This is a genomic window from Methanocaldococcus lauensis (assembly GCF_902827225.1).
Classification (GTDB): Archaea; AGJL01; Methanococci; order Methanococcales; family Methanocaldococcaceae; genus Methanocaldococcus; species Methanocaldococcus lauensis.
Window position 1 is genome coordinate 1306799 of record NZ_LR792632.1, and the last position, 24485, is coordinate 1331283.

A 24485-nucleotide genomic window follows, 5' to 3' on the forward strand; every position below is an offset into this window, starting at 1 on the left:
ATATTTTTTATAGTATATTATTTAAATATTTAATAAATTGCAAACTTTAAATTATAAGTTATTTAACAGACACCATTTCCAAAATGGAATAATTTTAACTTTAATATCTTCTTTAATAACATCTTCATAATCAAAAGTTATTAAAATTAAGTTATTACAATTTAACTTTTTTCCAATTTTAACAAATTTTTTAACTTCTCTATCATAATTATCAAAGTTTAAATCATAACAAACATTTATTAGACATTTTATTTCGTCATTCTCTTTAATTAAAAAATCAACCTCTCCTATTGTGTCTTCGTAATAAAATATGTTTTCATTTTCGACAAAACCTCTCCTTCTCAGTTCAACGAAAACAGCATTTTCCAAATACTTTCCCTTATCCATCGAATGTTTAATGTCAAAAATTCTAATAAATCCATTATCAATAATATATGGTTTAGATAAACTTTGATTTATCTCCTTCAAACTGTAAGAGAACTTTTTTAATGGAAAAACAAAATAACAATCATTGAGATACTCTAAATACTCATATAACGTATTTTTACTGACTTTTATTCCTATTGATTTGAAATAATTAACTAACTTATTTATAGAGACCTTTTTTGTATGATAGTTGATTAAAAATTTAATAAAAAGTTTCAATATTTGGATATTTTTTATTTTATGTCTCTCCACAATATCCCTAAATATGATTGTCCTTAAATACTCCCTCAGAATTTCTTCTCTATTTTCTTCTTCCATAACAACCTCTGGAAAACTCCCATAAGTTAAATAATCATCCAAATACTTTAAAATTAACACCTTCTCTTGCTCAGTCAATATTTCATCAAACTCAAAGCCCTTAAATCTTAAATATTCCTTAAATGATAAAGGAAATAACTCCACGCTTAAACTTCTACCTCTTAATTGTGTAGCAATTTCCTTTGATAATAATTTAGAAGATGAACCAGTTAAATAAACATTATGTCCCTCCCTCTCAACTAATCTTTTTATAACAATTTCCCAATTTTCAACTTCTTGTATTTCATCAAAAAAGAAAGTTATCTTCTCATTTGGATACATTTCTTTACCCACTTTTACAATTTCTTGGAGAGTTTTGATAGTTGGTGGAAAAATTCTATCATCATCTAATGGGAAGAATATGGATTTTTCTGTTTTTTTAAATAAATCAAAAAGTAATGATGTTTTCCAGACCTTCTAATTCCAATAATAGATATTACTTTATTAGTTTTAGGTAATTTTATATCTCTTGGAATCAGATGCATTTCTCTTTGTTGGTATTCTTTAATAATCGCTTTTATGATGTCTCTTTCATCCATTCTTTCCCTATTTATAGGGAAATATTATATAATTATTTCCCTATATATAGGGAAAGATATTTAATGTTTATGATTACCTACCGAACTGTTTAAAACCAAACATCTTATTTAAAAAACTTATCTAAAGTTAATTGAGCTCCTTCTTTCTTTAACTCATTTTTTGAAACTCCTACAGCCTCCATAATTCTCAAAACTGGAGGTAAAATTTGGTTATCTATATAATAATTTACATCTACATCATCAATATCTACTTCTTCTGGAAGCTTTGCTCTCTCACTTATAGATTTAGTTCCTTTAACTATTATATAGCCAATAATGTCTCCGACTTTAATTCTCTTCCCTTCTCTCATCAATTTCTTAGCAATTTCAACATGTGGGGCTGTGGTTTTATACTCCTTAGGGTCTTTTGTTAGTTGAGTATAAATTATTAAATCTTCTTTTTTTATTTTTCCTTCTCTTAAATCTTTAATAACTTCTTGAATTATTTTTTTAGCTTTTTCTATGTTACCTTCAACTAATAATGCCTCTAAAACCTTTTTTTGAGTAATCTTTGCTATGTTAGACCAATCTCTTCTAATATATTCAAGACCTTTAATTGTAATTTTCCCATTCTCATCAATTAGGGCGTATTTCTTTTTAGTAACGAAGATACCTCTTTTAAAGTATCCTTCAAACTCTAACTCCATAGTTCCAGGCAGTTTTGAATTTATGTATTCAACAAATTCTAATGCTTTTTTTATTACCTCATCTTTGCTAATTTTTTCTTTCCAAATTGCATAGAAGCCGTCAGTATTATGAACTAAAATTCCATTCGCAAAGAATCTATGTGTTTCCTCAACTTCAATATCATAAACATAGTCATTGTAGTCAATTTCTTCTACTTTTATAACTCTAACTAAATCAAAATCAAGACCAAAGAAAGTTGATTTATATTTGCTGTTTGGTTTTAAATGATTCATAAGCTTTTTTTGCTTTCTTTCAATTAAAAAACCTATTCTTTTAGCGAATAACCACTTATTTTTAATGAATATATGCATTAAATATGTCCCACTATCTTTAAATATGGAGTGTGAAATTCCTACAAGCCATAGAAGTTCTCTTATACTTTTTAACAGTTCCTCATTAATGTTCGTTAGCCTAACATCCGGATTTCCTCTTTTTATTATTATACTACCCTCTGCACTGAAAAGACCTCTTAAAAACGCTTCAATATATCTTCTTCTTAATTTGTATAAAAACTTTGGAATTATCTTTCTACCACTCTCATCTTTAAATACTCTCATAAACTTTACTAACTTCTTGCTCAAAATTTTAATATCTCCCTTTCTATTTACATAGTAATATTTAATAACTCCTGCCTTTTTAAGAGGTTCTAATATTTTATTAACTATTTCCTCCTTATCAACTCCTGCTGACAAATGTAAGTAATATTTTGCACTATTTGTATTACCTCCCCAACTACCGTCTCCTATCAACAATCCAATTAACTCCCAAAACTTAACTCCTATATCTATAGCACAATCATTATCTTTTATTAAAGCCCCATTTAGAGTTATTAAAGACTTAACAGTTTTTCCGATTTCTCGTGGTTTAATTTCTATAAACCTTTCTCCAATTTTTTTCAATTTTTTTATAGATTTTGTATTTAAGTAGCCAATTAGTGAATGGTCTTCGGTAACATCTATATACCAACTATTTGTAATCCATACTCTATACATCTTTTTTCTTGCTAAATGTCTCATGATATATGGAACTTTTTTCCATACTAATCTACCATTATCATCTAATGTTAGTGCCTCAACATCTTGTAAAGTGCAATATTCTTTATCTCCAAGTTTATATTCAACATTCTTGAATAACTCTTTAATTTTTGTAAATTTTATTTCTCCTTTCTCTCTAATTATTATTTCCGAATCTCCAGAAACACTGTCCGCATAGATTACTTTAAATCCAAATTTTTCTGCCTCTTCTATTGTTTGCTGTATATACTTCCTACCTAAGTATGTAACAATTTCTGCACATTCCTTACTGTAAAATCTTGCTCTTGGATATGCTAAATAACCATAATGACTGTTGTGAGCATATATATTATTAACTAAAAAGTTCTCATTTTCTTTTACACTTAAATCATAAACATAGCCGTTATATTCAAACTCTTCAATACTTTTAACTTTATCGAGCATTAAATCTTTATCAAATAGATAGTTGCGTGTATTTGGAGGGATTACAGTTAATCTATAACCTTTATTTTTAACTGGTGTGAATCTTGTAGGAATTCCCACTAAGTTGAACAACAACATTAACTGATATAGATATTCTTCATCCTTAGCCATAAATGTTAATGGCTCTTTAAATTTGTTTTTCTTTGCTATAATGAAGCCCTCTATAAAACTTCTTATAACACTTTCTTTAGCCAAAAATAACTCTTCTGGAATGCGTTTTTTAGTATCTTTTCCTTTATCCCCAAATTTAAAGATATACTTTAACAATAGATAAACTATCTTTTTTTCCATCCTCACTTTATCCTTAGAGATACTACCAGAACCAAAAACTTCCCTAAATATCTCTAAAACCTTCTCTTGATGCTCAGGAATTGATTTATAAACTGCCACTTCGTAAATAATGTAGTCATCTTGTATAATCTTGGATAATACCCCCCTTGGGATGAAAACTCCTAAGAACTTTGCCAACTTTTCATCTAACTTTAAAAGTGCATCTAACTTTTCAGAGTATGCTCCAATTTCACAATCTTCAAATTCTTTGTCTGGTAAGTTTAATATGAAATCCTTTATTTTTAAATAAGGAATTATTACATATTTTTTTCTAAAATTCCCATATTTTAAAAATGTCTCAACATACTTTTTATAAATGGCAAATTTCTTTTTATCTAAGATTTTGATGGTGATTTTGTCAATCTTTGAATATTTTTTATATGTTTTATATGTAATTAAATTAAGTTCGTTTAAATATTTTAAACTGTCAGTATATACTTTATCAAACTCTTTATTTTCTATACTTTCAATAGTTTTTATTAATTTAATGAAAAACTCTTTATCTTTGTATTTCCATATGTGAATGTTTTTAATCTCTTCCTCATCAGCATCAACTAATCCTTTTGGGATGTTTATATATATCTCTTTATTGGCAGATATTAATTTTTTTGGAACCACAATTAAATCTCCAACCTTTATTTCGTTACCTTTAACGCATACAATTCTTCCATTTTCATATTTAAATAAACTATGACCTTCAGTTATTTTTATCGTTCTTCCAGACCTCAACCTTATTTTATATGCCTTCCCAGAATATTTATGTCTTATTAACGCTTTAACCTTGTTTATAGAACTTTCTTTACTCTCTATATTAAAGGAGAATGTTTTTAAGGTAATGGATTTTATATTTGACAAATTTAGGATTCTACTATTTCCACGGACTTTAATTTTCCTTCTATATCTTTTGATAAGTTTATCTATATATTCTCCAATCTTTACAACTTTACATTTCTCATCATTTTCTATAATAGTTAAATATTCATCTGGTAAGATACTATTAGCCAAAATCTTTAAAGATTGTTGCTCATAATTTAGTAATTTATATTCCTCATCTTCTTTATTTAGTTGTTTCATTTTTTTCTTAATATTTATTCTTCTCTCAATTAAATTCCTCAAAGTTTTTGGAATTAAACCCTCTCTTTTTTTACAGAACCAATGTCCTAATATTTTTTCACTTTCATCTTTGCAACATTCACAGTCCAATGTATCAGGGCTTATATTATAGGAAATTATTATAGAAGGATACAAACTTCTGAAGTCCATTGATATTATATCCTCAAATATTCCCTTTTCTGGTTCTTTGACATAACCTCCTTCGTATGTAGTTAATAAACGCCTTCTATATTCTTCATCATCTGGCTTATTTGGAACTATCATATTCTCTTTAAATGCATTTTTCATTAATAAGTATTCAACCATCTGCCCAGAAGTCATTCTTGTAATCTCAAATGGTGTTTGATTAACTATTCTTGAAAACATCACTTCCAAGGGGAAGAAATAATTTCCTACTTTGTATGTGTATTTAGCATCCTGTAAGGAATATTCAATTAATGTTTTATCGTTATTTATCCAATAATTTGCAATATCTTTGTGTGAAATCTTCAACTTCTTAATTCCAAATAGATTATAGACGACATCTTCCAATGTGTATTTTGTTAATTTTAGCAATCTTCTTGAAATTGGATATAAATCAATATGAACTCTTCCAGGAATATAACTTCTATATTCCATTCCTCCTCTTTTTATCTTTATTTCTTCATTTTCCTTTCCCAACTCAATTTTTATGTTGTATAATTTAGCCCTCTCTTTTAAGTAAGGGAAATCAAAGTTATCTCCGTTGTAAGTGTAGATAATGTCATATTTTTTTAATGTTTCAATTATTTTTTTAATTAACATTTTTTCATTTTCAACAACTTCAATATTTGGATGGTCAAATTCTTTATAGGTAATAACTTTTCCTCCATTTTCATCCCAAAAACTTGCCATTAATATAGGATCTCTCTCTGGATCTGGCTCAGTGTCTCTATTATAAACTTCAATATCAAAAGCTACTGCTTTTAATTTAGGGATCTCTCTACTTACTGGTTTATTATTTTCAAAATTCCAATATGTCATAGGAATAATATCTTTATCAATTAAATATCTCTTAGCAAAAGGAATATCATGCTCGTAAATTTCTTTAACAATTTCACAATCTTTAACTTTTCTAAGTTTCGGAACTTTTTGTGGATGAGTGGCAATAATTTTTATAACTTCTTTTTCTTTTTTGAATATCTTTTTTTTAACTACTTTAAAATCTTCAACAAATTTTAATAAATCATTTTTTAAAAGGAAATCTTTTATAGTTTCAATATCCTCATAATCTATCTTATCTTTATTCAATTCAACATAAAAGTATGGTTTAAAATCTCTATCCTTTAATATAGAATTAGTGAAATAAAGGTAGATTATGGCTTTATCATCAACAGTTTTGTATGTATTGTCTATTAATGCATCTATTTTTTCCATAACCATCCCCACTTTGTATATTTTTAAGTAAAATTTAAACAATAGGGGAATTATTTTTATCTTCATTAAATATGTTTAATACTCAAAACTATGAACCATTTAATTTTCCCATATAACCTCTCCACAATTTTCTGGCTTTTCAAATGGCAATTTAACTTTTTTTAAACCTTCAATAAATTTCTTTACATCTTCATCATTAAACCTTTCCTTTCTAATTAAAAAATCATAATGCTCATCTGCTAACTTTATAAATCCTAATCCATACTGTTCTGCAACTGTCTTTATCCCTAAACCAATATCTGCCTTTTTCATTGCCACTGCTGTAGCAACTGCTGAATGTGTCTTTGCCTCTATGTTGTATCCTTTAATCTCTTTTGGATTAATTTTATTTTCTTTTAAAAACTTATCAAACAATATTCTCGTCCCAGAACCTTTATTTCTATTTATAAACTCCAAATTATATATATTTTTCAATATGTCCTCAATAGTTTTAAAGTTGAATTCTTTCCTAAACATAAAACCCTGCTCTCTAATATACCCTCTAACCAAAACTGCATCTTTTACATTGTATCTCTCTAAGAATGGAATATTATATTCGTTGGTTTTCTCATCCAATAAATGGATTCCTGAAATATCTGACTCTCCTCTTTTTATTGCCAACAATCCTCCTAAGGAACCAACATTTATTGTCTTTGCCATTAAATTAGTTTCTTTTAAAATTAAGTCAATTCCTATACAGTGACTACCAATAATATTTAGTCCAACTTTAACATCTCCAAATAAATATACATTAACTTCTTCATTCTCTAAGATTTCTTTATTCTCCTCTACAACAATGTATCCATCCGCCTCTGATAGAGATGTTATTGCTCCACTACCCTTAGTTATTGGATATGCTGAATATCCATTTTTATGCTTAACCAAAATAACTGGTAAGTATTCAACTCTACCCTTAGCAGATATGTATCTTAAAGGAAACTTCGCCTTTACAACATTTTTTTTGTCACCAAAGAGAACATCAAATATTGTTAAGCATGATGTAGGATATCCTGGCAATCCGACAATTAATTTATTATCAATTTTTCCAATTATTGTTGGCTTTCCCGGCTTTATCTTTATTCCATGAATTAAAATCTCTCCACCTAATTCTTTAATAGCAGTTTCTGTTAAGTCTCCGACTCCCGCTGAAGTTCCCCCACTCAATAAAATTATGTCGCATTTTTTTAATGCCTTTTTAATTTTTTCTTTTAAATCTTCTACATCATCCTTAGATATTCCAAAAAATTCAAAATCATATCCGAGATTTTTTATATATGATGCCAATGTATATGTATTGATATCGTAAATTTTTCCAAATTTTAATGGCTCTCCTGGACTTATAAGTTCGTTGCCAGTTGAGATAATTCCAAATTTTAATTTTTTATAAACTTTAACTTTGTTTCTACCAATTGCCGCTAAAACTCCTATATCTCTTGGAGTCAATTTAGTGTTTTTTCTTAAAACTAATTCACCAGTCATTATATCTGAGCCAGTGAATTGAATATTTTCCATAGGAGGGACTGCCTTGTATATTAAAACTTTGTTATCTTTTTTTTCAGTGTATTCAACCATTACAACTGCATTAGAACCCTTTGGAATTACTGCCCCAGTTGCTATTTCTACACATTCTCCATTTTTTATTTCTATATCTTTAATTTCTCCTGCCTTTAATGAGTCAATTATTTTCAATTCTATTGGATTATTTTCATCTGCCTCATAAGTGTCTTCTGCCTTAACTGCATATCCATCCATCTTTGCTCTATCGTAAGGTGGAATATCAACATCAGAAAATACATCTTCAGCCAAAACTCTACCAATGGCGTTAAATAAATCAACCTCTTCAATCTCATTTTTTAATTTATCTATATAATTATTTACTATAAATTTTGCTTCATCAATACTATGTAATTTTAAATATCTTCTCATTTTACTCCCTCCTTATTATAAATCTACCAGCAGATGAATGCTTTGGCTCCACAGTAATCCCTAAACTCTCTAAATATTTTTTTGTAAAAGAGGAATCTCCGTGTATAAATATCTCCCCCAAATCTTCTGGAGTATTAATATCAACTGAAATTAAAAAAGAGTCATAAATATAGTATTTTAAATTTCTCTTTTTTGCCTCTTCTAAGTGTTTTAAAAAGCTAAAACCCTCATATTTCATTTCAATCAAATTCTTCGATTTTAAATATAACAAATTAGTTCCTCCTCCTCTTGATGGGGCAATAATTAAGTCATAATGTTTAGATAGATTTAATATATCTTCAATATGCTTTTTATTAATTAAAGGAACATCTGCGGGAATAATAATAACTTCCTCATCGTCTATTTCTTCAAATGCCTGCTTTATTGCATTATTTAATCCTTTATATTTTTCTTTTATCATTTGGGCGTTTAACTCATTTTTAGCAAAATTTAGGATTTCCTCATCCTTACTAACAACTACTATGTCTAAACCTTCTAAGGCTCTTTTAATATCTTTGAGCATATTAAATAATAAGTTTTTTCTCTCTTCGTCATTTAAAAATTCTGATAGTCTGGTTTTTAAAGAGTTTATTGGAGATATTGGAATTATAACTTTCATTATTATCTCACCCTTACAAAAATAACTTAGCATAACTAAAAGCCATTCTATCCCCTACATCACCATGCCCGGGATATATCTTATCTATATTTTTCTCATATGCTATTCTTTCCAACTTATTTATAGAATTCCTCAACTCTATAATATTTCCAGTAGGTAAATCCCATCTTCCTATACCATAAGAAAAAATAGTATCTCCAGTTATTAAACTATCTTTATATATTATTGAGATTGAGCCATAAGTATGTCCTGGAGTTCTTATAACTTCCAAATCATATTTTTTTAATTCTTCCTCAATTTCAGATAGTGGAATTATTTCTCTTGGAGGTTTAAGGTCTCTTCCAAATAAAGATGAAGCTGTAACTTTATCTCCACTTTTTAAATGTTTAACTTCTTTATCCTCTATCACTGTTGGACAGTTAAAATATTCCTCAACTAAGTAATTTGCAGATGTATGGTCATAATGACAGTGAGTATTTATAATTAAGTCAATATCTTTTATGCCATATCTTTTTAATTCATCCATTAATATGCTAAAATTTTCTTCAATCCCCGGATCGATAAGAATATTTTTATTTTTAGTTTTTATTAAGTAAGAGTTTGAACTGTATCCATATCCATTAAGTTTTAAAATCACATTCCCACCGCTAATTATTTAATTTTCTTAAAGATTTTAATTAAAATATATAATGCTTCTCCGATTTCTTTAATTCTATTAATTTCATTTTCATTTTTTAATCTCTCTCCCAAGTAATTAATTTTTTCCTTTATTATTTCTTCAATATTTACATCTACTTTTTTATCCTCTTTATCTTTTTGAGTAGTTAATTCTTTTTCTTTATCCTTAGTTTTTATCTCTTCCTCTTTAATTCTTTCACATACAGGGCAGTATATTTTTCCATTCTTTTCAAATAGAGGATAGCCACATTTTTGACAATGTTTTGAGAGCATTTTACTACCTTTCAATAATTCATTTGATAAGATTTTTATAAATTCATCCTCTTCCATAACTCTCACCAAATAGTTTCATTAAAAATTCTCTTGCAAAACATTGATTACTTTTTACCTTAGGTAATTCTATATTATCTTTATTTATATTTCCTAAACATTTAAACCCTTCCAATGTAGGGCATAAATAAACATCTCCATATTCATTAACAAATAGCAAATCTCCAGAGTTTAAATAGCAATATTTATTTTTATCTCTTTTTTGTAAATTTTTTATATAGATTGGATAACTTTTTAATTTATTTAGTATGTTGTTAAATTCCTCAAAATTTGGCATTAACTTTAAATGCTCTTTTTTTGTTACCTTTAATACATCAAAACTTATACTTTTTACGCCAAATGCAATTAGGTATTTAACAAAATCCTCCAAATATGGTAAATTTTTATTTGTAACAACTGTTGTTATTCCAAAAGGAACATTATAAGATTTTAAAATATACATTCCTCTCAATGTGTCTAAGGTTGATGATTTTCCATCTTTATAAGGTCTCAAAATATCATTTATCTCCAATCCATCAATACTAACTCCAACTTTTATATTAAGTTCCTTGATTTTTTCTGCCATTTCTTCAGTAATTAAAGTTCCATTGGTTTGAATTGCATATTCAATTTTAAAGTCATTGTATTTGTTATTACAATACTCAACAACTTTTTCAATTAAATTAAAATTTAATAGGGGCTCTCCGCCAGTAAATTGTATTTTTAGTTGATTATCTAAATTTGTTAAATAGTTTATAGCGTTTTTGGCTGTTTTAAAATCCATATCTTTATTATTTTTATTGTTAGCATAGCAGTAAATACATTTTAAATTACATCTATTCGTTACTTTCAATATCAAATACTTCATTATATCCCCTATTTGTAAAAATTTTTTATAATAATTTTTTGTTATTAGTTTAAAATTATTTCGACAACTGCCTATACGCACAAAATACCTACATAAATACAAATAAAAACGAATACACAAAAAAAATATATTTGCCTAATAATACAAATTTAAAATGAGCCGAGGATCGTGTGGGGGCGTTGTAAAGGGGTTATTTTCAAAGTTTAGTATAATTAAATATTTTAGGTGATAAGGGATGAAAGTATATGAGTTTATAAAGGGTAAGAGGGGGGCAATAGGTATAGGAACCTTAATAATCTTCATAGCAATGGTATTAGTTGCCGCTGTAGCAGCAGCTGTCTTAATCAATACAAGCGGATTCCTCCAACAAAAAGCTATGGCTACCGGTAAGGAAAGTACTGAACAGGTCGCCAGTGGTTTAATGTGTACAGGTGTAACTGGACATAAAAATAGCAATGGCTTAGATAGAATTGCAATATATATTACTCCAAATGCGGGAAGTGCTCCAATTGACTTAAAGCAGGTAAAGATATTCTTAACATATGATGGTAAATCAGCTGTACTTAACTTTTCAAAAGTTACATCAGAAACCGAAGGTTCTGGAGATATATTTAATGTTAATGATTGGAATAGTGCAGATAATAGCTCATTTGTTGTAGGAATTATTCAAGATGCTGATAAGTCCTTAGAAAGTGGGGTTATTAATAAAGGGGACATTGCTGTACTACTAGTGAATGTATCTGCAGTATTTGGGGGAGAAATTCCTACAAGAGAGGAAGTTACTGGAAAAGTCGTTCCAGAGTTTGGAGCTCCTGCTGTTATTGAATTCACAACCCCTGCAGCATATACCGATGAGGTATTTGAATTACAATAAATCTTAATGATATTTTAGGTGATAAGGGATGAAAGTATATGAGTTTATAAAGGGTAAGAAGGGGGCAATAGGTATAGGAACCTTAATAATCTTCATAGCAATGGTATTAGTTGCCGCTGTAGCAGCAGCTGTCTTAATCAATACAAGCGGATTCCTCCAACAAAAAGCTATGGCTACCGGTAAGGAAAGTACTGAACAGGTCGCCAGTGGTTTGAAAATAATTGAAGTAAAAGGCTATCATGATGGTTCTAAAATTAAGCAATTAGCAATCTTTATCTCACCAAATGCGGGAAGTACTCCAATTGACTTAAAGCAGGTAAAGGTTATGTTAAATAATGGAACTAAAAAGGTTGTTTTATCCTACAATAATACATATTACGAAGACGATACTAATGGGACAACTAATATCTTTAACTATAACGATATAGAAACTGCCACTACAGAAACATCTGATGCATGGGCATATAACAATGGTACTGGAGGAGTAAAATATTTACCAGCAAATAATTTTGGAATAATAGTGATTCAAGATGCTGATGGTTCATGCCAAAAGGACACTCCTGTAATAAACAAAGGAGATATTGTCGCATTAACAGTAAATACAGGTATTGATGGTATACACTTAGGATTACCTGTAAGAACAAAAGTTACTGGATCAGTCGTTCCAGAGTTTGGAGCTCCTGCTGTTATTGAATTCACAACCCCTGCTAGCTACTTAAGTTCTCAGTATGTTATTGAATTACAATAAATTCTTAACTTAACTTAATTAAAATTATTTTTAATTATCAATAATTTCCCAATCAACATATGTAGGTGATAAGGGATGAAAGTATATGAGTTTATAAAGGGTAAGAGGGGGGCAATAGGTATAGGAACCTTAATAATCTTCATAGCAATGGTATTAGTTGCCGCTGTAGCAGCAGCTGTCTTAATCAATACAAGTGGATTCCTCCAACAAAAAGCTATGGCTACCGGTAGAGAAAGTACTGAACAGGTCGCCAGTGGTTTACAGACACTTCAAGTAGTAGGTATTCATAATAATAATAACATAACAAATCTTGCGATCCTTATCTCACCAAATGCGGGAAGTGCTCCAATTGACTTAAAGCAGGTAACAGTTATGCTAACAAATGGTAAGAAAAAATCTATATTAAGATATAACGATACTAGAAAATTCAGTGATATAACATCAGGAGGAGATGTTTCAAATATATCATTATCTGCATGGAATGTTAGTGAGGGTCAGTTTGGAATAATAGTGATTCAAGATGCTGATGGTTCATGCCAAAATGATACCCCTGTAATAAACAAAGGAGATATTGTCGCATTAACAGTAAATGCAACAGCTAATGGATTAGGATTAGAACCTAGAACAAAAGTTACTGGATCAGTCGTTCCAGAGTTTGGAGCTCCTGCTGTTATTGAATTCACAACCCCTGCTAGCTACTTAAGTACACAGACAGTTATAGAACTTCAGTAACTTTTTAAATTTTTAATTTTTTATAAATTTTTATAAATATTTATTTAGTGTTATGGATTTTGAGGTGAATATACTATGTTATTACTAAAGTTCATAAATAAAAAAAGAGGAGCGATTGGTATAGGAACTCTTATTGTTTTTATTGCTTTAGTATTAGTTGCTGCAATAGCAGCAGCAGTCATTATAAATACTGCAGGTAATCTACAACAAAAAGCATCAAGAGTGGGGGAGGAGAGTACGAAACAGGTTGCAAGTGGAGTTCAGGTATTAAAAGTTGAAGGATATGCTCCAAATAAAAGTGACATTGGGTGTTTGGCAATATTAGTAACCCCCAATATTGGAGATGAAATTGATTTGTCCTCAACAATAGTTACCTTATCTAATGGACATAAAAAAGTTTCTTTAATATATTCAGGAGTATTAGCTGACTGTGCAAATAATGGGACTAAAGATTTATTTGGATCAGATAATTCAAATTTAAAAAATTTCTGGAGCTCGTTATCAGGTGCTCAATCTAACAATAATGTAACATTTGGAATTATAGTATTACAAGATGGCGATGGTTCTTTAAATGACACATTACATCCTACAATGAACTTTGGAGATAAAGTAGTAATAGCTATTAACTTATCAGCTATTGAAATGCCAATACATCCAAGAGAAAAAGTTTCTGGGGAAGTTATCCCAGAATACGGAGCTTCAGGAATTATTGAATTTATAGCACCATCATCATTTAATGAAAATGTTGTAGAGCTACAATAGTTATATAGGCAATCATATTTATAAAAAGGTGACATTTATGGGTCTAAAAAATCTTTATGCTCCCATAAAAAATAAATTATCTAACCTTAAATTAAAAAAAAACACGATGAGTCTGTTAAAACTCTTGAAGAAGAATCTCTTGAAGAATTAAACGATGATAAGATTGATGAACTTGAGAGAAATTTGAAAGAGTTAGGAGAAACTGTTGAAAATTTAATAGCAAAACTTAATGATATAGAATCTAAACTTCCAAAATTTGAATCTTCAATAAATAATTTGAGAAAAGAAAATGAAAACATAAGAGTAGAGCTTGATAAAATTAATGAAAGCTTACAAGATATAATGGCTCTTTATGAAGTAGTATCTAATCAAATTAATCCATTTATCGGTGTTTCAAAGATAACAGCTACAAGTTTAGAAAAACTTGAAAGATTAGAATCTGAGTATAAACGATTAAAGAAAACGATTGATGAATTAACTAATGATTTGGTAATATTAGGTTCCTTATATTTAACTCAACTAAATATAGATCTAGATAAAATTATTGAAGAGGTATTAGAAGAAGATATTATAAAGGCAATGTCCGGAGAGGATACCCATGATACAAAAAACAATGAATGAAACATCTCATTCATCAAACCCTGTATTTTCTGACGAGGATTTTCTCACAGAAGACGAAATTGAAGAATATTTAAACAATCTTAAACCACCATTACCTTCCTTTGTTGTAATATTAATAAAGAATAATCTAAGGGGAAAAAGAGTTACTAAAAGGCAGTTAGAAAAAATCGTTGAAAGAATTAGAGAGGTCCTATCTAAAGGAAGAGTAGATAAATCTGAAGAGCTAAATAAAAAACTTCAAACTCTTGAGCAGAAACTTGATACAATAATGAAACTCACCACCCGAGTATTTTCAACTAAAGTTTCAGAAAAAATTGAAAACACTTCTAAAAAGTCTGATTTAATTACGATTGAAAAACCTAAAGAGAATTGGGAAATTAAAGAAGAGATTGATAAAATTGAAGTAATAAAAAAACCTGTAAAAAAAGAAATTACAGAAAAAATTGACGAAACTAAAAAAGAAATATTAGAAAGTAAAAAAGAGGATATTAAAAAAGTTGAGGGGATATTTAAAGAAGATATTAAAGAAAAAGAGCAAAAACCATTAGAAATTCCTGAAGAGGGTGTTTATATGCAAGCCACTGTTGAAAAAGAAAAATATTATAGATTAAATGATATTCCTGAAGATGCTGTCTCAACAACATTAGTTTTTAAATGGTTAGAATTTTTAATAAGCAAGTGTGGAATTACTAATTTACCAGATATTTTAGATTATTATAATGAGATTGGATGGATATCTGATAAAGTTATATTAAAACTTTTGAGATTTGCTAAAAATATGAAAATAATAATAAATACAGAAAATATAAAACCTAAAGATAAATTATCGCCAAGTGATCATATTATGTCACTATTATACATTGAAAAGCTTGCTGGTAGACCTGTAAATTCAGAAGTCCTTGAAATGTTAGAAATAGAAATTAGAAGAATAAAAAAATGGGCTGAGGGATTACAATTAATATAAATAATGAGGTGAAATATTATGGATTCAATGGCTTCAATATTAGAAGTACACAAACCTACTAAGTTAGAAGATATTCCAGAAGAGGATTCTATTGCAATTATTTTGGCATTAAAGTGGTTAGAATACTTATGTGAAAGAATAGGTACTGAAAATGTTCCTGATGTGTTAGAATTCTACTATATGATAGGATGGTTAGGAGAAAAAGCATTATCTAAATTGTTAAAATTTTTAAAGGGAATTAAAGTTGATGAAGAAAATGTAATTGACAGATCTGGAAAACTAAATATAACAGACCATATTGTATCATTGTTATTTATTGAAAGGCTAAATGGAAAACAAATATCTATAGAGTTATTGGATAAAATTGAATGGGAACTAAGAAAAATTAAAAAGGGGGCTGAACAGTTCTATGGGATTTAGTTCAGTTGTAGGTACTACAATAATGATTATTGCATTGCTTATATGTGGAATGTACCTCTATACTACAATAGATAATCATTATGAAAGGATTTATGAATCGTATAATATTTATTATTCCCATATACAAGACAAACTAAACGAGAAATTAATAATAACAAAAGTAGTAAGTTCAGGATATCAAACAAATATAACAATCTATAATAATGGGTCTGTAGTGGTTGAACCGCAAAAATTTACAATAATTTTTGATGGATTAGTAGTACCCAAAATAAATATATCATACTTAAATTCAAAAAAATATCTTGAGCCGTTAGATAATATTACTATTATTGTAAATTGGTACTCTCCTAAAAGAATATGCATAGTATCTGACAATGGAAAGAAGTACTTTTACTTACAATGAGATTAACTCATTTAAAATTATTTATAATTAAATAATTAATCGTTATATTTAAAATTTCAAATTTATTTGAACTATAAGGTGATTTAGTTGGCATCTAGTGCATTATCTGAAATTATTATGTTTGTTGCAGTATTATTAATTGCTGCATTTGTTACTGGAATCTTAACAACATCCACCTATAAAATTTCTATAGGAATTGACAAAAAAGGAGATGAACTGTCAACGAAATTATCCCAAGATTTTGAAATTATAAATGACCCTGGTAAAATTATTAGAAATTCAGAAAGTGGAATTACATATTTGTATATTAAAAATACGGGTAAAGATCCTATACTATTTACAAATGACTCATTTACTGTAGTTATTGATGGAAATATTGTAACTATTAATGATACAGAGCAATTAACAACTCCTGGAAGTAATGTGTTATATCCCGGAGATGTTGGAGAGATCATAGTAAATTACAATGAAACTGGTTATCATAGGATAAAAATAATATCATATACAGGAATATCAAGAATTATTAAAGGTTATATCTCTTAAATTATTTTGCGGTGGAATTATGAAACTCGCAAGAATTGATTTAAGTAGAGACGATTTAGAAAAAAGAATTGGGGGTGGTATTCCATATGGTAGTTTAATAATAATTGAAGGAGAAGAAAGTACAGGAAAATCTGTGTTATGTCAAAGACTTGCATATGGTTTTTTACAAAATAGATGTTTAGTAACATATGTTTCTACACAACTTACAACCTTAGAATTTATAAAGCAAATGTCATCTTTAAATTACAATATTAACAAAAAATTGTTATCAGGTGCATTGTTGTATATTCCTGTTTATCCCTTGATTGCTGATAATAAAAAAAAGGATGGTTTTTTAAAAAAAGTTATGGAAACAAGAGCTTTTTATGAAAAAGATGTCATTATATTTGATTCTCTCTCAGCATTAATAGCAAACGATGCCAGTGAAGTAAATGTTAACGATTTAATGGCTTTTTTTAAGAGAATTACAGCTTTAAAGAAAATAATAATTTGCACAATAAATCCAAAAGAATTACCTGAATCAATTTTAACTATAATAAGAACATCATCTACAATGTTAATAAAAACTGAATTATTTTCTTTTGCTGGAAGTTTAAAAAATGTAGCTAAAATATTAAAATATAATATGGCTCCTGGACCTTATCAAAAGAATATAGTGTTTAGAGTAGAACCTAAGATAGGAATAGCTGTTGAAATAGCATCCGTTGCATAATAGTTATATATATTTTCAAGTTTTGGTGATAAAAATGAGTGAAGCTGAGTTAAGAGAAGCCATGAACAGAAATCCACATTTACGAAAATATATCGAAAACTTTAAGAGAATCTATATGAAAATTCCTGATTTTATGGTGTCCCTATCAAGAGAGTTAAAAGAACTAAAATATCCTAATATTATATATCCAATTGGTGACCCTATATTTATACATATATTTGGAACTCCTGAAACTAAAACGAAATATATTGTTATTGAGCCAAAATTAGAAACTCCTGAAGAAAAATTAAAGTATAAAATGATTTTAAATAGAATCTTAGAATTAGCCCCATACGAAAAAACTCCTAAAAGTGTAGAGGAATTTGAAGAAGTTTTAGTAAGATTGTTTGATGCTTCAACAAAGGTTACAGAAAACTTTAATGAAGGAGGATTTCTTAGGAGAATTTTTAAATTTGCAGACAACAAGATAAGAATCACTAAAGAAGAAAGAGAAAAATATCTTTACATCTTAAAAAGAGATTTAATAGGTTTAGGAAACTTAGAACCTATTGCAAGAGATCCATACTTAGAGGATATTCACGTTATTGGTCCAAAAAATTGTCATGTTGTTCATAAAATTTTCGGAATGCTGCCTACCAATATAACATGGGAAGATGAAGTAGAGCTTGCTGATTATTTAAAGAATATAGGAGAACGAATGGGAAGGCCTGTATCAGATGCTCATCCAATAGTTGATGGTGCTTTACCAGACGGTTCAAGAATTAATATTGTTTACTCCACAGATGTTTCTCCAAAGGGGCCATCATTTACAATTAGGAAATTTACAGATGTTCCAATTAGTGTAACACAACTTATTAGTTGGGGAACATTTTCTACAGAAATTGCCGCATATTTATGGTTATGTTTAGAGTATGGTATGAGTATATTTATCTGTGGAGAAACTGCATCTGGAAAAACAACAACATTAAATGCAATATTACCATTTATAAAACCTGATTCAAAAATATTTTCATGTGAAGATACTCCAGAAGTTAAACCACCTCATCCTGTATGGCAACAGCTAATTACAAGAGAAAGAGGACCTGAAGAAAGTAGAGTTACATTGTTTGATCTGTTAAGAGCTGCATTAAGATCAAGGCCCAATTATATCATTGTTGGGGAAATTAGGAGTGTTGAAGCAGCAGTTGCATTTCAAGCTATGCAAACAGGACACCCAGTATTATCAACATTTCACGCTGCTAATGTTAGAAAGATGATACAAAGATTAAATGGAGATCCAATTAATGTTCCACTAACATTTATGGACAACTTAAACGTTGCACTGTTCCAGTTGGCAGTTTATCAGAGAGGTAAAGTCTTGAGAAGAGTAGTTACAATTGAAGAGATTGAAGGATACTATAAAGAGGTAGATGGTGTAATTACAAGAGCTGTATTTCAATGGGAACCTGATAAAGATAGGCACATATTTACAGGTAAAAACAATAGTTACATATTAGAAGAAAAGATTGCCAAGGCTGCAGGTTATGAAGATCCAAGAGACATATATAATGAGTTAGAATTAAGAGCAAGGATCTTAGAGGAGATGATTGCAAGAGAAATTTTTGATTATTATCAAGTTAGAGATATTATCTGGGCATTTTACGAGAAAGGTTTAGAAGGGCTTCCATTCCCAATCTGAGGTGGTTATTGTGGTATTCGATTTATTACCAAGAATTGGGCTTAAGCCCAAAGATTATTTATTAAAAATTTTACTGCCCGCTATCATTATTTCCATAGTTTTAACTATAATTGGAATTGTATTTTTTAAAGGCTTTATCTTATATTTATATTTACTTTTGCCAATTATAATACTTTCAAGTGCAATTATATATCCTTACATTGTTTTAGATTCTCAAAAAAATAAAATAAATGAAAGATTACATATTTTCATAACAAAATTTGGTACTTTATCTATAACAGACTTGAATAGAAAAGATCTATTAAAAATACTTTCAGAAGAGACAGAAGAACTTGGAGAATTAGCAAAAGAATCTAATAAACTGTATGTATTAACTGACAAGTGGGGAAGATCATTAGCAGAAGCTTGTAGATTTTTATCTCAGAGAACTCCAAGTAGTGAATTTGCAGATTTCTTAGATAGATTAGCGTATGCTTTAGATAGTGGTGAAGAGCTTAAAGAATTTTTAATAAAGGAGCAAGATATAGTTATGGATGATTATGCAGCATTCTATAAAAGATGGTTATATTCTCTTGATATGTATAAAGAACTCTATGTTAGTGCAATGACATCTGTAGCGTTTTTTTTAGCTTTCTCCATATTAGTTCCATTCTTGCTACCTTATGATTTTGTTTTTATGGCTACTATTTCCTTATTTACATTTTTTGGAATTGAGTTACTTATTCTTATTATCATAAAAAACAGCATAATATTTGACAGATTGTGGCATACTGGAGAAAAACCTACAGATACTGATAAAAAGCTTAAAAAATGGTTAATTATATCTATAATTCTCACTATAATTTTGTTATCATTTTTAATATGGACTAAATTTATAATTGGGTTATCACCATTTTGTAGAATACCCTATATGATATTAATAGCTTTAGGATTTACACCATTAGCCATAGTAGGAATTATTACATCAAAAGAAGAAAACAAAGTTAAAAGAAAGGAATTTGTATTTCCAGATTTTTTAAGGTCTTTAGGAGATTCAGTAAGTGCTAAAGGAGGAGGAATGGTAGAATCCTTAGAGTATTTATCAAATCACGATTTTGGACCTCTTACAGAAAACATTAAAAGACTATATAAAAGATTAGCTTTAAATATAGACTCTAATAAATCTTGGAGATTTTTTGGCTATGAATCTTGTAGCTACTTAATACAACTATTTTCAGATATATTTTCAAGGTGTATATACTTTGGAGGAGATCCAAAAATAGCAGCCAATATAATAAGTAACAATTTTAGAAAGATTGTTCAGTTGAGAAAATCTAAGTATCAAACAGTTCAACAATTTATTGGAATAATTTATGGTCTTGGTGGTGGTTTAGCTTTAGCATTATTTGCCTCATTAGGTGTAGCTAAGATGATTAATGAAATATACTCTTCATTAAGCATACCAGAAACGGTCGTCCAAATTTTACATGTAATACCTATCCAAAGTTCAGGGCTCCTTGAATATATAATATTTGGGACACTTATAGTTTATTCTGCAATTTCAGGAATTTTGATCAAAATATTAGATGGTGGTCATAAGTATGCAGCATTGTTACACTTCGTTATTATTCTATGGATATGTGCTATAGTTGCATATGTAACAAAACTGTTAGTTTCACAGGTATTAGGAGCTTCCGTTCCGATTTACTAAAAATAAATAATTTTTATAAATTTAAAATAGAAAGAAAAATTTCTATAATTTTATCTCCTATTATTGGTGTTAGTAGATATGATAAAAAAATAGGTACAACAAATGGAATAGATGGAGTTACCCAAACTTCCTCATTTTTATCATATTTTGAAATATCATAACTCTCTTCTACGCTTGGTAATAATTTTAAATTTTCTTGATTACCCAGAACTATCCTTTCTTTTTTTATAGCATCAGAAACCTTCATTTTTTCTCCAATAAACATACATATAATTTCTTTTTTTGTTCTTGGTTTATAACCTCTAATTATATTTTTTATAAATATAACAATTGGGATAATTATAGATAAAAATAACGCATTAATAAATACCATTATTGGAAATGAAGGAATATAAGGATTGTAATTTAAAAGTAAACCTAATGAAGAATATATTGGCATAGAATACTTAGGTATTAACGCCCCAATACCCATAAACAATTTTCCATCACCTCCTCCTGCTCCTAATAAGAACATAAAATAACCTAAAAAGAAACAAACTAAAAATCCAATAGCTGATTGACAAATAAACAGTAGATTATGTGCTATTATTGTTAAATAAATACTATATAAGAACCCAAAAATAGCCATTATTATCCAGATATAATCACTAATTTCTCTACTTTTTATATCCTGAATTGAGGCGATTAACAATCCAACAACTCCTACAATATAATTTAGCATTATACCCCTCTAATAAATTTTTATTTATTGAATTATTGTTATAATATAATTTTTATTTGTAGTATTATAATTTCGATAATTGTAGAAATTAATTTAGGATAACTAATTTATATAATTTACATTAATAAAGATTATATAACAAAATTGTAATAAATTACTTTAATTATAATTAAAATCTTAGGGGATTAGTATGAAAAAGATTATATTAATATTTTTGTTACTATTAATATTACCTACAATATTTGCAGATGTTAAAGTTTATAAAATATGGTCTCTCTACGATACTCCAAATTCTCCTATAATTCATATAGACATTAGTGAACAGGTTATATATTTAGGAATCGTAAATAGAGATGATTATGCCCATAATGTAATCGTCGAAGCAGATTGTAATGGACATATATGGAAATCTGGATTGATTACTTTACCACCTAATAGTCATATAGAAAAAATCGTAGAAGTCAGAGTTCCTGTATATGATGATAAAGAACACAATGTCAATATAAAGTTAATTGAAAATGGAAAAACTATCTCTTCTACGACAGTCAGAGTTAAATCTTATTTTCCAGTAGATGTTAAGAATGTAACTTGCGAGGATTCTTATAAAGAAGATAATTCTGAAGTTTGTTATAGTAATTGGTTTAATGTAATTTTAAAAAGCAATCCTATTGCTCAAAGTGATTACATTGCCAAAGTCTGGATAAATTTAAAAGATGGAAATAAAATACTTTACGATGGAATAAATGACACTAAAACTGTATATATCCCATATAGAAAAGAAGTAAAAATTTCCTTTAAAGTACCTAAAATAGTTCTTAATAAAGATAAATTTACTATTGAAACTAATGTAGAAATTATGAATGTTACACATACTATAGATGGAATTGAAGAACTATCTGAAAAAAGGAGTAATAATGTAATATTTTATGAATATAAAACTAATGTAAAATACTTTAATTTGCCAATTATTATAAAAAATGTAGAACTTTACAGAAAGATTGATGAAAATACTTCAAATATCGTTAAAGAGTTTTACGATTCTGCAGGTATTTTAGATGATGAAATATACAAAATATTATCAGATAAATATTTACAACAAAAAAATAATGATGTAATTCCAAGGTATTATGTTGAAGGAGATCCAATTTTATCTATTTTAAAAATTACTGTAGAAAACAAATATAACAAAGATATTTTAGCAAGATTGTTCATAAATTATGGTAATATAATTGTAAAAAATATAAAGCTTAATAAAACCAAAGATAATATTCTATATATTCCAATATATACCACTAAAGGGACAAAAAATATAGAAGTAAAGATATATCCTATAGATGCTGATAAACTTATTTTTGAGAAAAATTATTCTGTTAATATAAATCCAATACCTGTAGCTCCTGTAATTATTGAAAACGTTATTTTACCTAAAGATGACAATATAAATACTGATACAAATATTGGAGGAGACGTTTTAGTAGGAAAAAAATACAATATGACAATAATACTAAAAAATATCTATAATAAAACATTATATGGTAAAATTACTATAGATGATAATTTTCCTAAAGGTGTAGCAAATTATACTAAAACAATAAACTTTAGCATATATCCTCATACAACTAAAAAAATAAATGTTCCAATAATATTTTATAGGGAAATTAATGGGGATTTAAAGATTACTGTTTCTGTTGATGGGGGAGCTAAGGATTCCACATCTTTGGCACACTTTTGTGCAGTGCTACCAATAGATATAATTAGAGTATATTATAATAACACTTTACTATTGGGAAAAATAAATACAATAAACAAAAATGGAGGAATTTACATAAATAAACCTATTGCAGGCTTTAACAACACATGTGTAGTTGAACTTAGAAATAAATTAAATAAAGATATTGTGTGCGATGTTTGGGTAGAAGTTATTGATGAAAATGGAACTATTAAAGCAAAAAGTAATTGCAAAACAGTTACTTTAAAAAAATTATCTACTACTGAAATATCATTTCCAATATTTTTTGATGAGGGATTTGAAGGATATACTATAGCGCATATTATTCCAAAATCCTTAGAAAATGTTGATATTACATATACTGAAGGTTATGGAATACATCCTGTTCCAATATCAAACTACTATGAAATTGGGAGATATTCAGCTATTGATCTCTTAGGTAATAAAGTAGCAACAGGGACACATGTAGTTACAGAAGTTATTTCTCCAGTGAATATTGAAAATATATCGTATAATGATAGTATATTGATTGCAAAAATTAGAAATGACAAGTTTCCAGTAAATTTAACAATACAGTATTGGGCAGTTATTGAAAATAATTCAAAAATATATTATAAAAGTCCAACCTATCAGGAAGAAATCTATCCAAAATCTGAAAAGAGTTTGAAAATACCTATAGATACTAAAACTCTAAAATTTGGAAGATACAATGTAACATTATACATAAAAATTGATGACTTTGCATTATACAATAATAAAAAAGTTCCAATAATTTTACAAAAATCAGTATCTCTTACAAATAATAAAAATATACTTAACGGACATCATAATAACCTTAAAGAACAATATAATATCACATCTAAAAATAAATCAGATATTATAAATACAAAAGGAAATTCTACTGAAATTTCAAGAAAAAATGCTATAAATAGGACTAAAAAAACCTCAGAACATAAAAACATATTAAGTAACTTTTCTGAGTTTTTAGAGGGAATAGTTTCTACAATTATTGGAATTTTTAGATAATT

General features: G+C 28.1%; 22 protein-coding genes. 13 read left to right on the plus strand and 9 right to left on the minus strand.

What is annotated here, in order from left to right; genetic code table 11:
- Window positions 1-51: 51 nt before the first annotated feature.
- The 8 genes from KMP69_RS06920 to KMP69_RS06950 form a co-directional block, all read right to left on the minus strand.
- Window positions 52-1146: an ATP-binding protein gene (locus KMP69_RS06920; protein WP_250543654.1), complete on the minus strand. Its 1095-nt coding sequence runs from the start codon at window positions 1144-1146 to the stop codon at window positions 52-54.
- Window positions 1131-1322 (minus strand): hypothetical protein, encoded by a 192-nt coding sequence (locus KMP69_RS08155; protein WP_250543594.1) that lies wholly within the window; start codon window positions 1320-1322, stop codon window positions 1131-1133. The genes KMP69_RS06920 and KMP69_RS08155 overlap by 16 nt, the downstream gene beginning before the upstream one ends.
- Window positions 1323-1426: 104 nt before the next feature.
- Window positions 1427-6382, minus strand: a complete 4956-nt coding sequence (locus KMP69_RS06925; protein ID WP_394357595.1) for a DNA polymerase domain-containing protein — start codon at window positions 6380-6382, stop codon at window positions 1427-1429.
- Window positions 6383-6481: 99 nt separating this feature from the next.
- Window positions 6482-8347 (minus strand): molybdopterin biosynthesis protein, encoded by a 1866-nt coding sequence (locus tag KMP69_RS06930; protein ID WP_214399723.1) that lies wholly within the window; start codon window positions 8345-8347, stop codon window positions 6482-6484.
- 1 nt (window position 8348) lies between these two features.
- Window positions 8349-9005: a 2-phospho-L-lactate guanylyltransferase gene (cofC, locus tag KMP69_RS06935; protein ID WP_214399725.1), complete on the minus strand. Its 657-nt coding sequence runs from the start codon at window positions 9003-9005 to the stop codon at window positions 8349-8351.
- 13 nt (window positions 9006-9018) lie between these two features.
- On the minus strand, window positions 9019-9642 hold the full coding sequence (locus KMP69_RS06940) for an MBL fold metallo-hydrolase (protein WP_214399729.1): 624 nt from the start codon (window positions 9640-9642) through the stop codon (window positions 9019-9021).
- Window positions 9643-9656: 14 nt separating this feature from the next.
- Window positions 9657-10013, minus strand: a complete 357-nt coding sequence (locus KMP69_RS06945) for an Sjogren's syndrome/scleroderma autoantigen 1 family protein (RefSeq protein WP_214399731.1) — start codon at window positions 10011-10013, stop codon at window positions 9657-9659.
- On the minus strand, window positions 10000-10860 hold the full coding sequence (locus KMP69_RS06950) for a radical SAM protein (protein WP_214399733.1): 861 nt from the start codon (window positions 10858-10860) through the stop codon (window positions 10000-10002). The genes KMP69_RS06945 and KMP69_RS06950 overlap by 14 nt, the downstream gene beginning before the upstream one ends.
- A gap of 235 nt (window positions 10861-11095) precedes the next feature.
- On the opposite strand from KMP69_RS06950, the gene KMP69_RS06955 reads away from it, so the two are divergent.
- From KMP69_RS06955 to flaJ, 12 genes are all read left to right on the plus strand, one after another.
- Complete coding sequence (locus tag KMP69_RS06955) at window positions 11096-11734, plus strand: flagellin (protein WP_214399735.1); 639 nt, start codon at window positions 11096-11098, stop codon at window positions 11732-11734.
- Between the two features lie 28 nt (window positions 11735-11762).
- Window positions 11763-12482, plus strand: a complete 720-nt coding sequence (locus KMP69_RS06960; RefSeq protein ID WP_214399737.1) for a flagellin — start codon at window positions 11763-11765, stop codon at window positions 12480-12482.
- A 75-nt stretch (window positions 12483-12557) separates the two neighbouring features.
- Window positions 12558-13214 (plus strand): flagellin, encoded by a 657-nt coding sequence (locus tag KMP69_RS06965; RefSeq protein ID WP_214399738.1) that lies wholly within the window; start codon window positions 12558-12560, stop codon window positions 13212-13214.
- 75 nt (window positions 13215-13289) lie between these two features.
- Window positions 13290-13976 (plus strand): flagellin, encoded by a 687-nt coding sequence (locus KMP69_RS06970; RefSeq protein ID WP_214399739.1) that lies wholly within the window; start codon window positions 13290-13292, stop codon window positions 13974-13976.
- 183 nt (window positions 13977-14159) lie between these two features.
- Entirely contained in the window at window positions 14160-14597 is a 438-nt protein-coding gene (locus KMP69_RS06975; protein ID WP_250543595.1) for a flagella accessory protein C, read from the plus strand.
- Window positions 14575-15561: a FlaD/FlaE family flagellar protein gene (locus tag KMP69_RS06980; RefSeq protein WP_214399740.1), complete on the plus strand. Its 987-nt coding sequence runs from the start codon at window positions 14575-14577 to the stop codon at window positions 15559-15561. The genes KMP69_RS06975 and KMP69_RS06980 overlap by 23 nt, the downstream gene beginning before the upstream one ends.
- Before the next feature lie 18 nt (window positions 15562-15579).
- On the plus strand, window positions 15580-15981 hold the full coding sequence (locus KMP69_RS06985; RefSeq protein ID WP_214399742.1) for a FlaD/FlaE family flagellar protein: 402 nt from the start codon (window positions 15580-15582) through the stop codon (window positions 15979-15981).
- 214 nt (window positions 15982-16195) lie between these two features.
- A complete protein-coding gene (locus KMP69_RS08160; protein ID WP_250543596.1) occupies window positions 16196-16384 on the plus strand; it encodes a hypothetical protein in 189 nt (62 codons plus the stop codon).
- A gap of 87 nt (window positions 16385-16471) precedes the next feature.
- On the plus strand, window positions 16472-16927 hold the full coding sequence (locus tag KMP69_RS06995) for a flagellar protein G (RefSeq protein ID WP_214399745.1): 456 nt from the start codon (window positions 16472-16474) through the stop codon (window positions 16925-16927).
- 19 nt (window positions 16928-16946) lie between these two features.
- Window positions 16947-17639 (plus strand): ATPase domain-containing protein, encoded by a 693-nt coding sequence (locus KMP69_RS07000; RefSeq protein ID WP_214399746.1) that lies wholly within the window; start codon window positions 16947-16949, stop codon window positions 17637-17639.
- A 34-nt stretch (window positions 17640-17673) separates the two neighbouring features.
- Window positions 17674-19317: a type II/IV secretion system ATPase subunit gene (locus tag KMP69_RS07005; RefSeq protein WP_214399747.1), complete on the plus strand. Its 1644-nt coding sequence runs from the start codon at window positions 17674-17676 to the stop codon at window positions 19315-19317.
- A gap of 10 nt (window positions 19318-19327) precedes the next feature.
- On the plus strand, window positions 19328-21007 hold the full coding sequence (gene flaJ, locus KMP69_RS07010) for an archaellar assembly protein FlaJ (RefSeq protein WP_214399748.1): 1680 nt from the start codon (window positions 19328-19330) through the stop codon (window positions 21005-21007).
- Between the two features lie 13 nt (window positions 21008-21020).
- Here flaJ and flaK read toward each other — a convergent pair whose 3' ends face one another.
- Window positions 21021-21728 carry a preflagellin peptidase FlaK gene (gene flaK, locus KMP69_RS07015; protein WP_214399749.1) on the minus strand — a complete coding sequence of 236 codons (708 nt, stop codon included), beginning with the start codon at window positions 21726-21728 and terminating at the stop codon, window positions 21021-21023.
- Between the two features lie 190 nt (window positions 21729-21918).
- On the opposite strand from flaK, the gene KMP69_RS07020 reads away from it, so the two are divergent.
- Window positions 21919-24483: a hypothetical protein gene (locus KMP69_RS07020; protein ID WP_214399750.1), complete on the plus strand. Its 2565-nt coding sequence runs from the start codon at window positions 21919-21921 to the stop codon at window positions 24481-24483.
- Window positions 24484-24485 lie beyond the last annotated feature (2 nt).